This is a genomic window from Nocardia vinacea (assembly GCF_035920345.1).
GTDB lineage: Bacteria > Actinomycetota > Actinomycetes > Mycobacteriales > Mycobacteriaceae > Nocardia > Nocardia vinacea_A.
In genome coordinates, this window is record NZ_CP109149.1 from 658,578 (window position 1) to 671,004 (window position 12,427).

14 protein-coding genes are annotated in these 12,427 nt (G+C 65.3%); 3 read left to right on the forward strand and 11 right to left on the reverse strand.

Annotated features, from left to right (window positions below; genetic code table 11):
• Positions 1 to 6: 6 nt before the first annotated feature.
• Positions 7 to 507, reverse strand: a complete 501-nt coding sequence (locus tag OIE68_RS03110) for a GNAT family N-acetyltransferase (protein WP_327097885.1) — start codon at positions 505 to 507, stop codon at positions 7 to 9.
• Positions 508 to 567: 60 nt separating this feature from the next.
• Here OIE68_RS03110 and OIE68_RS03115 point away from each other — a divergent pair, with 60 nt between their 5' ends.
• Together OIE68_RS03115 and OIE68_RS03120 are read left to right on the forward strand one after the other, a co-directional pair.
• On the forward strand, positions 568 to 1,203 hold the full coding sequence (locus tag OIE68_RS03115; protein ID WP_327097886.1) for a class I SAM-dependent methyltransferase: 636 nt from the start codon (positions 568 to 570) through the stop codon (positions 1,201 to 1,203).
• A gap of 90 nt (positions 1,204 to 1,293) precedes the next feature.
• Positions 1,294 to 1,686: a hemophore-related protein gene (locus tag OIE68_RS03120; protein ID WP_327097887.1), complete on the forward strand. Its 393-nt coding sequence runs from the start codon at positions 1,294 to 1,296 to the stop codon at positions 1,684 to 1,686.
• A gap of 17 nt (positions 1,687 to 1,703) precedes the next feature.
• Here the strand turns inward: OIE68_RS03120 and OIE68_RS03125 are convergent, their stop codons facing one another.
• The 3 genes from OIE68_RS03125 to OIE68_RS46940 all read right to left on the reverse strand — a co-directional run bounded on the left by OIE68_RS03125 (position 1,704) and on the right by OIE68_RS46940 (position 3,906).
• Entirely contained in the window at positions 1,704 to 2,888 is a 1,185-nt protein-coding gene (locus tag OIE68_RS03125; protein WP_327097888.1) for a sensor histidine kinase, read from the reverse strand.
• Complete coding sequence (locus OIE68_RS03130) at positions 2,885 to 3,541, reverse strand: response regulator transcription factor (RefSeq protein ID WP_327097889.1); 657 nt, start codon at positions 3,539 to 3,541, stop codon at positions 2,885 to 2,887. Before OIE68_RS03130 ends, OIE68_RS03125 begins: the two co-directional genes overlap by 4 nt.
• A 248-nt stretch (positions 3,542 to 3,789) precedes the next feature.
• On the reverse strand, positions 3,790 to 3,906 hold the full coding sequence (locus OIE68_RS46940; protein ID WP_329407422.1) for a helix-turn-helix domain-containing protein: 117 nt from the start codon (positions 3,904 to 3,906) through the stop codon (positions 3,790 to 3,792).
• 186 nt (positions 3,907 to 4,092) lie between these two features.
• On the opposite strand from OIE68_RS46940, the gene cqsA reads away from it, so the two are divergent.
• On the forward strand, positions 4,093 to 5,325 hold the full coding sequence (cqsA, locus tag OIE68_RS03135) for an alpha-hydroxyketone-type quorum-sensing autoinducer synthase (protein WP_327097890.1): 1,233 nt from the start codon (positions 4,093 to 4,095) through the stop codon (positions 5,323 to 5,325).
• Between the two features lies 1 nt (position 5,326).
• Here the strand turns inward: cqsA and OIE68_RS03140 are convergent, their stop codons facing one another.
• From OIE68_RS03140 to OIE68_RS03170, 7 genes are all read right to left on the reverse strand, one after another.
• Entirely contained in the window at positions 5,327 to 6,823 is a 1,497-nt protein-coding gene (locus OIE68_RS03140; protein WP_327097891.1) for a HAMP domain-containing sensor histidine kinase, read from the reverse strand.
• Positions 6,820 to 7,536 carry a response regulator transcription factor gene (locus OIE68_RS03145; RefSeq protein WP_327097892.1) on the reverse strand — a complete coding sequence of 239 codons (717 nt, stop codon included), beginning with the start codon at positions 7,534 to 7,536 and terminating at the stop codon, positions 6,820 to 6,822. The genes OIE68_RS03140 and OIE68_RS03145 overlap by 4 nt, the downstream gene beginning before the upstream one ends.
• A gap of 70 nt (positions 7,537 to 7,606) precedes the next feature.
• Positions 7,607 to 9,235 carry an NTF2-like N-terminal transpeptidase domain-containing protein gene (locus OIE68_RS03150; RefSeq protein ID WP_327097893.1) on the reverse strand — a complete coding sequence of 543 codons (1,629 nt, stop codon included), beginning with the start codon at positions 9,233 to 9,235 and terminating at the stop codon, positions 7,607 to 7,609.
• Positions 9,236 to 9,458: 223 nt separating this feature from the next.
• A complete protein-coding gene (locus OIE68_RS03155) occupies positions 9,459 to 9,836 on the reverse strand; it encodes a VOC family protein (protein ID WP_327097894.1) in 378 nt (125 codons plus the stop codon).
• Between the two features lie 97 nt (positions 9,837 to 9,933).
• A complete protein-coding gene (locus OIE68_RS03160) occupies positions 9,934 to 10,632 on the reverse strand; it encodes a helix-turn-helix transcriptional regulator (RefSeq protein ID WP_327097895.1) in 699 nt (232 codons plus the stop codon).
• A 207-nt stretch (positions 10,633 to 10,839) separates the two neighbouring features.
• Positions 10,840 to 11,448, reverse strand: a complete 609-nt coding sequence (locus OIE68_RS03165) for a hypothetical protein (RefSeq protein ID WP_327097896.1) — start codon at positions 11,446 to 11,448, stop codon at positions 10,840 to 10,842.
• A 153-nt stretch (positions 11,449 to 11,601) separates the two neighbouring features.
• A complete protein-coding gene (locus OIE68_RS03170; protein WP_327097897.1) occupies positions 11,602 to 12,426 on the reverse strand; it encodes an alpha/beta fold hydrolase in 825 nt (274 codons plus the stop codon).
• Position 12,427: the final 1 nt, after the last annotated feature.

The window sequence follows — 12,427 nt, forward strand, 5'->3', positions numbered from 1 at the left end:
ACACGGCTAGTTCTTCGGCGAGAGACCGAGCTGCTTGACGTAGCGGTGGGCGGGAACCGGCACCGGGCCATCGGGTCCAGGGGCCTGGTGGCTGAACAGGCCCTCATCGATCCACCCGTTGCGGGCATAGAAGGCGCGGGCTCGGGTGTTCCCTGGTACGACGGCCAACCAAGCGCGGGAGTGTCCGTCAGCATGAATGCGCTGCTCGGCGGCACCGAGCAGGGTTGCGGCGACTCCGGTGCCGCGGTGGTGGTGGGACAGGTAGACTTGGTCGACTTCGTCGTCGAGGGTCATGACGAAACCGGCTACCTGGTCAGCGATGATCGCGACGACAGTGTCGTCGATTCGCTGTGCGGCGCGTAAGTCGAACGATTCCGGTGGGCGGACGGCGATGAGTTCGTCGGGGACATTGCCGAGGTGGGCGTCGCGCCAGCCTTCGTACCAGATGGCCGTGATGGATTCGGCGTCCTCGAGGCGGGCGGGGCGCAGGTGTGGGGAATCGGTCATCAACGCAATCTAGCCCGGTGGGGTTGACATGAACCCGGGTTGAGGTTGAAGGCTGGGGATATGAATCGACCGCCTGAATTCTGGAATGCCGTCTATGACAACGGGTCCGCGCCGTGGGTGATCGGGGAGCCGCAGCCCGCGGTGCTCGAACTGATCGAGCAGGGGTGGATTCGGGGTGCGGTGCTCGATGTGGGGTGCGGTGCCGGTGAGCACACCATTCGGCTGACCGAGCTCGGCCATGATGTGCTCGGGGTGGATCTCGCGTCGAGTGCGATCGCATATGCCAGGGCCAATGCGCGGGAGCACGGTGTATCCGCGCGGTTCGAGGTGGCCGATGCGCTGAATCTGGGGGAGGAGCCGCGCTACGACACCATTCTCGACAGTGCGCTGTTCCACGTCTTCGCCCACGACAACGGCGATCCGACCGATTATCTGCGCAGCCTGCACCGGGTCCTGAAGCCCGGCGGGTACCTGCACATCCTCGCGCTCTCGGATGCCGAACCCGGCTTCGGCCCGCGCATCAGCCGCTCCGCGATCTCCGACGCGTTCGGCACGGGCTGGGATTTGGAAGAACTGAAGCCCGCACGGTATCGCGGACGCGTCAGTGAGGCGGTCGTCGAGGCACAGGAACTCGGCCTTACCCCGGGCAGCATTGTCGATGAGGCAGCTTGGCTTGCCCGCGTGCGCCGTTCCTAGCGCTGTGCAAACACCCTGCCTGGTGGACTGTGCATCGGGTCGCGGCACTACCTGCCGTGATCCGATCGCCAATGGAAAGGGTCATTCGTCATGACATACACCCGTACCGGATTCGTGCGACCCGCTGTTGCACTCGGCGGTCTGCTCGCGGCGGGGGCGCTACTGGTTCCTGGAACCGCTTCGGCGCAACCGGGCATCGGCGGCGGACTGATCGAGACGACATGCAGCTTCGCGCAGGTGGATGCGGCCATTCACGCCGAGGCGCCCAAGCTCGCCGAACGCCTGGACAGTCATCCCGATCGCAAGGCGAAGCTGCAGGAATTCCTCGGGCTGCCGGTCGAGCAGCGCAAGCAGCGCGCCCAGCAGTGGATCGATAACCACCCGAATGCGCGGACCAAGATCGAGGAGAAGCGCAATTCGCCCGAGGGGCAGCAGAAGATCGACAAGCTGCGCCAGATCGCGAACACCTGCCACAACTACTGAGTCGAACGCGGGCGGCGCTATCCGGCGTCGCCCGTTCGGTTTTCGATGGTGACCGTGACGGTGAGTCCGCCGTCGGGCCGCGCGGTCGCCCGGACCTCGCCGCCGTGTGCGTGCGCGACCGATCGCACGATCGACAGCCCCAGCCCCGCGCCCCGGCTGTTCGGTGCATGCGCCGATTCGGCGACTCGTTCGCCGGAGGCAAGTCTGCGGAACGGTTCGAAGAGTCCGTCGACCTCGAAGGCAGGCACGACTGGGCCGGTATTCTCGACCGCGAGCTGGGCATTGCCCCCGGTGCTCACCGATCTGATCGAGACCCAACCTTTTTCGCTGACGTTGTAGCGAATCGCGTTGTCCACCAGGTTCTGTGCGAGACGTTCCAGCAATACCGGATCACCGGAGACCGGAGCCGCCTCGACATCGGTGCGGATCTCGATACCGGCCCGGTCGGCGGCAGCACCCGCGACAGTGACCACCCGACGGACCACCTCGGCCAGATCGACCCGGCTGCGCTCGATGAGCCGCTGCTCACTGCTCGCGAGCACCAGCAATCCGTCGATCAGCCGCTCGTGCCGACTATTGACCTCTAAAAGCGTTGCCCCGAGCCGATGCGTCGATTCGGGTGCTTCGGGATCGTCCAGCGCCACTTCGATCAACGTGCGGTTGATAGTCAACGGTGTGCGCAGTTCATGTGAGGCATTGGCGACGAAGCGCCGCTGACCGTCGAAGGCGCGATCCAACCGTTCCAGCATGGCGTCGAAAGTGTCTGCCAGATCCTTGATTTCGTCATCGGGTCCGGTCAGCGCGATCCGCTCGTGCAGGCTGCGATCGGCCACCCGGCGCGCGGTCGCTGTGATCTGCTGGAGCGGATGCAGGGCCCGCCCGGCCAGCAGCCAACCCAGTCCACCCGCGACGATCCCGATCGCGCCCAGACAGACCAGGGACCAAACAAGCATCGCCTCCAACGTATCGCGGCGCTCCTTGGCGGCCTGCGCGGTGAGCGCCGCGTACAACTCCTCGGTGACGATCGGGCGATTCCGCTTGGCCAGGTACTCGCGCACGAGGATCTGGGCACCCATCCCGTGTCGCCGATCCAGCGACCGATCGAGGTAGAAATACATGAGCGCAACCAGAATCGCCCCGGCGATGAAGAACGCGCCCGCGTACAGCAGGGTGAGCCGGAGCCGAATGGTGCGGCCCCTCATCGGACGCGGTACCCCACGCCCGCCTCGGTTTCGATCACCGGTGGATCGCCCAACTTCCGGCGCACCATCATGATCGTGTACCGCACCACCCCCGTGAACGGATCGATGTTCTCGTCCCATGCCTTCTCCAATAACTGCTCCGCCGACACCACCCCGCCGTCGGCACGCAATAATTCGGCCAGTACCGCGAACTCCTTGCGCGACAACGAAACCGGCTCGCCGTCGCGGGTGACAGCAAGCCGATGCGGGTCGAGCCGAATCCCGGCTCGCTCGAGCACCACCGGTGTCGCGGGCCGCGCGCGCCGCCCCAGCGCCTGAATGCGGGCCACCAATTCTGCGAATGCGAACGGTTTGGTCAGGTAGTCGTCGGCGCCGAGGCCGAGCCCCGCGACTCGCTCGGCCACCGCCGCAGCGGCCGTCAGCATCAGAATCCTGGCGTCGCTGCCTACCCCGGTGAGCGAGGTGCAGACGATATCCCCGGACACCGTCGGTAGATCGCGATCCAACACGATCACGTCATAGTCGTTCACGCCGACCCGCTCCAGCGCATCCGCGCCGTCGTACACCACATCGACCGCCATCGCATGCCGCCGCAGCCCATCGGCTATCGCGTCGGCCAGCAACTGCTCGTCCTCGACCACCAGTACCCGCACCCGACCATCGTGCCTGTTGTCGCTGTTAGGGCGCTGTTAGTGCGACAGACTCCGGGGCGAGCCGCCGATTTCGGCACATGTGGCGAGGAGTGATTTGCGACGACCGACTCGGTGTGTGCTCTGTATTGACATCCGCCCCGCCATCAGAGGTGAGGATTCCTACCACAGCCGTGGAGCTGTCTTGGTGGGTTCCTGCTTCAACGGCCGGTGCCAGCCCGGGGCTGGTCCTACCTGGCCTTCACAGGCGTTTAACCTCTCGGTCTGCCCAGCCGCGAGGATGCGACACGAGCGCACCCGAATGCCTTCGCCAATTTCGTCTGCTGACCCGATGTCGGGTAGAGGCGGTAGCTGTATCGAAGCTGCACACTTTCACGATAACATCATGGCGGCGCACCGATTACGATTCTGCGCCAGTACATCGAGCAGCGCTAGTGTCCGGTCCAGGGAACACTCGGTTCTCGGCGCCCCGGCCACGTTCGCATTCACCTCCGCTGTAAGCGACTGTGCACTAACGAACATCCAGGTAGCTGATAGCAGTGAAAGGAGTTCAGATGACAATGTCGGTCGCCGACCGCATATTCCTTCGCGTCAACCGATTCCATAGGGAACGGGTCGCGATCGCATGGGGCGGACGGCATATTCTGCACGGCCGTAAGCCGAGGCCGGGTGACGTCGTGCTGACCAGCAATGACTATCTCGCGGTTGCCCGCGAGCCGCATATCGTCGGCGCGATGTGCGCGGCATTGCAGTATGCGAGCGGGGGAGCGCCCCCGTCGGGCGTCTTCCTACACGGTCCCGACGATCCGCAGATCACGCTGGAAACGACGCTTGCCGAACATATGCGGGTGGCGGGCGGAATTTTGTGTCAGTCGGGCTGGGATGCGAATGCCGGATTGATGCAGTCGATCGCCGACGCGCATACGCCGGTCTATGTCGATCACATTGCGCATATGTCGCTGTGGCACGGCGCGAAAACTGCTGGTGCGCCGGTATATTCGTTCCGGCACAATTTTCCGGGCCATCTGCGCGACGAGATCCGCAAGCACGGCCCCGGCATCATCGCGGTGGATTCGATCTACAGCAGCAACGGGAGTCGCTGTCCGCTGACTCAGATCTGCGATGTCGCCGACGAAACCGGCAGTGTGCTGGTGGTCGACGAATCGCATTCGCTCGGCACCGACGGGCCGTACGGTGCGGGCATGGTGGTCGCGCTCGGCCTCACGGACCGGGTGCCATTCCGGATCACAAGCCTTGCAACGGCTTTCGCGGGGCGAGCCGGATTCGTTGCCGCGAACAATATCGATTTCGTCGACTACTTCAAGATGGAATCCGATCCCGCGGTCTTCTCCGCGACACTGCTGCCGCACGATATCGCCGGCCTGGCCGCGACTCTCGACGTGATTCGCACCGACGAATGGCGGCGGGTCCGGCTACGCGAGATCTCCGCTATCGTGCGCCGTGCCCTGATGGCGTTGGAATTCGATCTGGAGGGTTCGGCCAGCCATATCGTCGCGCTGCAGACCGGTTCGGATGAGCGCACCATCGCGATCCGCGACTTCCTGGAAGCCCGTGGCATTTTCGGTTCGGTCCTGTGCTGGCCCGCTACCGCGCCCGACCGCGCGCGCATCCGTTTCTCGCTGCATGCGGGGCTCACCGATATGCAGGTGGATCGACTCATCCAAGTGTGCACCGAGGTTCGCAACCATTTCGGCGCGATGGCGCCGGTGCGTTACGAAAGGCCGAGGCCCGCACCGACTCCAGCGCAGCTCGTGCCGACTCAGTGAGCTATAAGGCGGCCGTCGCACGCGGCAGGATCATCGTGAAGGTCGCGCCGTTGCCCGGCTCGCTGTCCACGCTCACCCGACCGCCGTGCGCCGCCACCAGGGCCTGCACGATCGATAGCCCCAAACCCGTTCCGCCACTGGCCCGGGTGCGCGAGTCGTCGGTGCGATAGAACCGTTCGAAGACGCGGGCGGCGGCCTCCGGCGTCAGGCCGGGGCCGGTGTCGATGACATCGATGCGCACGTCATCCACGGACGGGGTGAGCCGCACGGTGATCGCGGCGGTGGCCGGAGTGTGGGCCAGGGCATTGCCGAGCAGGTTGGCCAGCACCTGCCGCAATCGCGTTTCGTCGCCGGTCACGTCCATGGTGCCGGCGCCGGGACGGACCTCCAGGGTGATCGGGCGTTGAGGTTGCTGCCGCGCCGCCATGGCCTGCGCGTTGTGCACCGCATCGCCGGCGAGCGCCAGCAGATCCACTTGACTGCGGTCGAGCGGGCGTTTGGCATCCAGCCGCGCGAGCATGAGCAGGTCCTCGACCAGCAGGCCCATGCGCTCGGCCTCGGCCTCGATGCGGCCGACCACCATGGACGCATCCGTGCTCGCGCCTTGGCGGTAGAGCTCGGCAAAACCGCGAATCGTGGTGAGCGGAGTGCGCAATTCGTGGCTGGCGTCGGCGATGAACTGGCGCATCCGGCGTTCCGAGCGCCGGGCGTCTTCCTCGGAGGCCTCGGTGGCTGCGACGCCGTGCTGGATCTGCGCGAGCATCGCATTCAACGACCGCGCCAACCGATCGACCTCGGTATCGACACCACGCACCGGAACGCGCCGGTGCAGATCGCCGCCCGCGATCGCCGCCGCGGTCTTCTCGACGTTGCGCAGCGGCCGCAGGCTGCGTCGCACGACGAAATACCCGACCACACCGAGCGCGATCAGTGCGGCCGCTCCGGTGCCGAGTTCGAAGTAGATCAAGCGCGATACCGTCTCCTGGTTATCGGTGAGCGGTAGCGCGATGGTCGTCGAGCCATACTGGTTGCTGGTGGTCAGAGCGCGCCACCGCACCTCGGATCCGTCGGTCGAGCCGACGGTCGTGGGGACCGATGCCGTATTTCCGTCGATATCCGGAGTGGTGCCGATGCCGGCGACCGTGACCGAGGTGCCCGGATAGGTCTGTCCCTCAGGGCCTTTGTGCAACTCGTAGAAGCGGCGGGGTTGATCGGTGAACAGCCGAGGGGTCGGCGCCTGCGGCAGGTCGGCCGGAACCCACACCGTCGCACCGGCATTCGTGATGACTTGCTTCATCTCGCGTGGTTCGGCCCATGAGCGAGCGGCATCGTAGAGCTGCTCGTCGGTGCGCGCGGTCAGCGATCGACTCAAGGCGGAGGTCACCGCGAAGCCCGTGGACAGCAGCACCATGGCGGCCAGGAAGACCAGGGCGACAACAAGTCCCACCCGCAGCGGGATGGCCGACACCCGCCGGGCGAGTGATTCGCGCAGGCTCATATCCGACTCGGCTGCGGTGCGCGCAGCACATAGCCGACGCTGCGCAGCGTGTGGATGAGCTTCGGTTCGGTGGTATCGACCTTGCGCCGCAGATACGACACATACGACTCGACCACGCCCGCGTCACCGCCGAAGTCGTAGCGCCACACGTGATCCAGGATCTTCGCCTTGCTGAGCACCTTGCCCGAATTCACCATGAAATACCGCAGCAGCGTGAACTCGGTGGGCGACAATGCCACCGGCACACCGGCTTTCCAGACTTCGTGACTGTCCTCGTCGAGTTCGATATCGCCCACCGTGATGCGGGAGGACAGGTCCAACACGGCATCTCTGCCCGACCGCCGCAGGATGGCCCGCAGCCGGGCGATTACCTCCTCGAGGCTGAACGGTTTGGTGACGTAGTCGTCGGCGCCGAGGGTCAGTCCGGTGAGTTTGTCGTCGACCTCGTCGCGCGCGGACAGGAACAGCACCGGCGCATCGACTCCGTCCGCGCGCAGCCGCCGCAACAGCCCGAACCCGTCCATGCCCGGCATCATCACATCCACGATCAGCGCGTCCGGCCGGAACCGGCGTACCTTGTCCAGCCCGTCCGTCCCGCTGATCGCGGTGACCACCTCGAACCCCTGAAATCGCAGACTCACCGCAAGGAGCTCGACAATCATCGGCTCATCGTCGATGACGAGAATGCGTGCCTCCGGCTCTGCTCTGCTCATTCCACTAGCGTGACGGGCCGAGCAAGGTCGGAGCTCAGGACAAGCTGGGGGTTGGCTGTGAGCTGTCGACCTATCCGAGGTCCGGATGGAAAATGCGTTCGGCCGCGTTCCGAAGGGTGGTGCTACTGTCCGGATCCTCTACATGGAGTGCGAAGGTCAACTCGCCGGTATTGGCGAGCAGCCAGCCCTGCCCGCCCGCGGTGGTGACATATCCGCCGCCGCTGATCAGGCCCCGGAGTTGGTCGACCACTGCGGCGGGCAGTGGACTCGATTCGGCGGAAGCCGTTGCCGGGCAGCCAATTTGGATCATGGGTGGGGTGATGCGTCCACTGGCGATGGCAGCGGTGAGGATCGCCATACCGTAGGGGCTGGCCTGGATTTCGCTCGCCCGGCCGCCACGTCGGACCTCGTCGGTGCCCGGGGCCGGGATTCGCGAACTCACCTTGTCCAGACCCGTCAGCTCGAAATCGATGCCGAGACCGAGCATGCGGGCGGCCTGGGTGATCTCGTCGAGGGATACGTTCTGCGGCGGTTTGTGCGCGATGGTGGCCGCGGCCGTCCGCAGTAGTTCGGAAGTGCCGCCGATCGGGGCAAGCCCGGCGAAGGCCACCGGTTCGTTCGTGTTGGCCGCATTGTTCTCGGCGGCGGCGACAATGGCTCCGGTCGCGGGGCGGATTGCGACGACGGCTGCCGGATTTCCGATGTAGTTGACCGCATCCTGGGCGGCGCGCTGCCAGTACGGATCCAGGGTCGCGGACACATCCGGCGCCGGTGTGCCCTGCTGTCCGGCGATATTCGCGACCGGAAGCCCGTCGAGTCCGGATAGCTGCACCGCCCAGCCCGCAGTCCTGTCCCGATTCTCCTGCCACACCGTGCGCAGCGCGTCGAGCATCGGTGATTGGATGCGCCGGTCGGCGGAGATCAGCCGTGGCTGCGGCTGCGCCACCACCCCGGGAATCGGCGTGATGTCCGGTTCGAGAACCGCGAAGTCGTCCTGCCGCAGATTCACCGCGACGACCGGTTGACCTTTGGCGGCGGCGAGTTGCGCGCGCAAGGACGCCCCGGTGATCAGCGGGGCTACCGGTTCGATGGCCTTCGCCAGCGCGTCGGTGGTGGCGACCGGATCGGTGATGCGGGCGGGATCGAGCCGGACCACGGCGAGGATCTGCTCGGTCATCAACGTTTGTCCGAGACTGTCCTTCACCACAGGCGGTGGCGTTGGGTAGGCCTTTACCAGGTGGACCTTGCGGGTGTTGTCCAGTTGTGGCATAGCGATGGTTGGCTCCCAGGAGATTCGCCAGCCGGTCGCCAACTTTCGAACCGTGCCCTGCGCGTCATATATCCAGTTTCGATCGCGTCCGAATGCCCACGCGCCCCGTAGGGCGAAGATTCCCTCCGTGGAATCCAATGCGATGAATTGCGACAAACGGAAGTCCGGAGCACTGGGGCCCAATCCTTCGAACACCTGTCGCAGCGATGTGGCGGCATTGCTCGGTTGGGAGGTCAATTTCGCGGCGTTATCCGCATCTCGCTTGTTCAGTAGCTCGGTGAACTGTTCAACCGCCACCCTCGCGGCATCCGGATACTCACCGAACGAACAGGCACACCCGCTGAGTGCCACCGCGAGGATCACTGCGCCGAGGGTCGCCGACCAACGTGTGCGGCTCATGTGCGGTCCGATGCCCGGGGAATTGCTCATCGGGATCCTCGATTCTCGAGTTCAACCGCGATTGATGGTCGTCAGCATCCGATAACGCAGCGCACGGACTTCGAGGCTAGCCTGCGCGTTCGGCAGCCATCCATCCGATAAATCGGATAGCCGCCGAATTGCGATGGACTCGAGATATGGCCTTATGTTGGCTCCCCGCAACAAAGTTCGAGCCGACCAGGGGACCCCGGCCGATGGCCGGGGTCCCGTCGGATCACGACTGCGGCGGTGGGCTGAAGATGCCGAAGTCGTTGCCGGAGGTGTCGAGGATGTGCGCGAAGACAAGGCCGTCCTTGCCGGTGACCGGTGGGACCGACACCTTTCCGCCCAGCTTTTCGGCGGCGGCGACCGTAGCCGGCACATCCTGAACGAGTACGAAGAAGGTCGCGTGATTGGCCGAGGTGTCGGGGGTGTGCGAGATGCCGCCGCTGGGTGCCTCGCTCGCGGGGTAGCTGACCAAGTCGTAGCCGTCGGCATTCGGATCGGCGGCGAAGCTCCAGCCGAACAGGTCGCCGTAGAACTTCTCGACCTCCTGCGGCTTATCGCTGCCGACCTGGAACCAGGCAACCGTGTTGAAAGGCGGAGTGCTCACCGTGTCGTCTCCTCGCGATCGGGTATCAGTGTCTTGCCTGATCACGATCACCCGGCGCGGCGACAACCCCCTGTCGGTGTTTCTCGCCGATTTCGTCTCACAGCGCGACGGTGCGGAGTTCGAGGTCCTTCGGAATATCCGAAGGGGTGAGCGGGCGCGGCGGGATCGGTGTATCCGTCATGATTACCGCGCGGATTCGGTCCAGACGGAAACAGCGGGACTCCGCACGCAACCGGCACCACGCGATGAGATACCAGCCGTGCGATCCGTTGAGGAATGCCGTCGGCTCGACCTCCCGGTCACTGGCCGCGCCGAAGCGATCCGAATAGCTGATCCGCAGCACCCGCCGCGCTTCGATCGACTGCCCGATGACCGACGGAATGGCCTGGACAGGCGGCGCATCCACCGGATCCAGCAACCGAACCCGCGCGGCGAGGTCGCGTGCGGCGGCCGCATTGCGTTCCGACATGACCCCGAGAATCTTGCGCAACGCGCTGCGCCCCGCCTGGTCGAAGGGTGTCGCCTCGCTGCGCGCCAAAGCCACGGCGAGTGCGACCGCTTCCGCCGCCGTGAAGTTGAGCGGTGGCAGCGACATGCTCTTCTCCAACGCGTAGCCACCGCGCCTGCCGACATCCGCGTAGATCGGAATACTTGCCTGCTGCAAGGCCGCGATATCGCGTTCGATCGTCCGAACGCTCACCTCATAACGCTGCGCCAACTCCCGCGCGGTCCGCATCCGCGGCGCCACCGCCCGCAACTCCTCGACGATCGCATACAGCCGATCCGTACGGTTCACGCCGCCACGCTAGCGCCGACCACCGACATCAAACGCTATGGTTCACGTCGCTGGATCGTGCCCAGCCGATCATCTGTCCCCACAACTCGAGTTTGCGCCCGACGCAACACATTTGGGTACCGGTGGACGGTGTCGCACACGTATTGACGCCGTCGCACAGGCCACACAACCTGTGCGAGGGTGTCACGGGATATGCGACGGCTCGGGTCAGCGGCGGGGGGAGACCAGCATCGGTTCGTGTAGGTCGAAGTACTCGACTTCGCCCATGAGATCGCTTTCCTCCTCGAACAGGGTGCGCAGATCGTCTGGAATCTCCAGCTTTTCGTGGGCGCGGGCTTCGGCCTCGGAGGTGAAGTAGACGGCCTCGACGTAACCGTCGCTGCCATATGTCGCCAAGGTGCCGCCGAGAATTTCGGGGCGCAGTTCGTGGATGCGCTCGGTGCCCTCGGCGAGCAGTTCGCGCATGCGGCGCGGATTGCGCGTGTGTCCCTCCATGACCTGGACGAACCCGGCCTGATCCGAGCCACCGCCCAGCCACTGCGTCACCTCGGGGCAATCCATGAACTGCACCGGTCCGTCGAAGCACTGCTCGGTCTCGGCCCACCACGCGCCCTGCTCCGGACGATTGCTATTGCGCCGCGCCGCTTCTTCGGATTCGAACCTCGCCATTGCGATGAACGTTCCGTCATTGCACAACCCGCTGGTCGTCCCGAGATAGCCGACGGCTCCCGGCTGCAATTCCTCGGTCCACCGATCCATACACCGACGCAGCCGATCGGCGTCGGAAACCTTTCCTTGAATAACTTGGATGAACATCGAGTCCTCCTAGTGCGGAGGGATCACTCCGCTCTGTAGCGAGGCTGACGCGTCGTGGTCCACCGAGGGTGCTCGGACCGCACGGCCCGCGAACACGGCCACCGCACAGCTAATCGTTCGCCGTGGCGCGGCCGTACGCAAGACCGGCGCGAGTCAGTGCGCTGCGGCGCTGTTCGTCAGGAAGGTTTCGACGAGTTGATTGACGACCTCGGGAACCTCAGCGGCGGCGAGGTGCGCGGCATCCTCGATAACCGCCAGCTCTGCGCCGGGAATGGACCGAGCCATGGTCTCCAGTTCGGGTACCGGAAAGGTGCGATCCTCGCGGCCGCCGACGACCAGCGTGGGGCAGGCGATGGAGGCGAAGCGGTCGCGTTGATCCGGGCGTTCGATCACCACGGATCGGACGGCATGAGCGACCGATTTCGGATCATTGCGACGCGCGGTATCGAGGACCCGGCGCACGACATCGGGGCGCGTTGCTTCGGTGGTCGGTCCGAGGAAGGCGCTCACCACCGAGCGAGTGAGCGGCGGGCGGATGCCGCGCAGGATACGGATGATGACCAACAGCGCCCTGTACTGCAGTTTCTGACCACTCGGGGCCGGTGAGGCCGTGCCGTTCATCAAGATGGCGGATCGGACGCGGTCCGGAAATTCGGCGGCCAAGGTGCCGCCGATCATGGCGCCCCATGAGTTCCCGATGAAGTGGGTCCGCGAGAGTTCGAGGTGGTCGAGTATGTCGACCACACAGCCCGCGCACTCCTCGAAGGTGAAGCCGCGGGTGAGCGGACCGGATTTTCCGTGGCCGGGTGGGTCCACCGCAATGGTCAGGTAGTTCTCGGCGAAGTGGGCGACCTGAGCGTCCCAGAGACCGGCATCCATGAGCAGGCTCGGCCACATCACGAGCGGATCGCCGTGCCCGGTTGTGACGATGTGCAAGGTTCCGAGCCGAGTCGGGATGTATAGATCCGTGCTGTCCATG

Bases quoted from the DNA above. Each gene is read 5' to 3' on its own strand.
- OIE68_RS03140 (WP_327097891.1), bottom strand. From the start codon at position 6,823: ATGAGCCTGCGCGAATCACTCGCCCGGCGGGTGTCGGCCATCCCGCTG.
- cqsA (WP_327097890.1), top strand. From the start codon at position 4,093: ATGACAATGTCGGTCGCCGACCGCATATTCCTTCGCGTCAACCGATTC.
- OIE68_RS03165 (WP_327097896.1), bottom strand. From the start codon at position 11,448: ATGTTCATCCAAGTTATTCAAGGAAAGGTTTCCGACGCCGATCGGCTG.
- OIE68_RS03110 (WP_327097885.1), bottom strand. From the start codon at position 507: ATGACCGATTCCCCACACCTGCGCCCCGCCCGCCTCGAGGACGCCGAA.
- OIE68_RS03150 (WP_327097893.1), bottom strand. From the start codon at position 9,235: ATGAGCAATTCCCCGGGCATCGGACCGCACATGAGCCGCACACGTTGG.
- OIE68_RS03115 (WP_327097886.1), top strand. From the start codon at position 568: ATGAATCGACCGCCTGAATTCTGGAATGCCGTCTATGACAACGGGTCC.
- OIE68_RS03120 (WP_327097887.1), top strand. From the start codon at position 1,294: ATGACATACACCCGTACCGGATTCGTGCGACCCGCTGTTGCACTCGGC.
- OIE68_RS03125 (WP_327097888.1), bottom strand. From the start codon at position 2,888: ATGAGGGGCCGCACCATTCGGCTCCGGCTCACCCTGCTGTACGCGGGC.
- OIE68_RS03170 (WP_327097897.1), bottom strand. From the start codon at position 12,426: ATGGACAGCACGGATCTATACATCCCGACTCGGCTCGGAACCTTGCAC.
- OIE68_RS03145 (WP_327097892.1), bottom strand. From the start codon at position 7,536: ATGAGCAGAGCAGAGCCGGAGGCACGCATTCTCGTCATCGACGATGAG.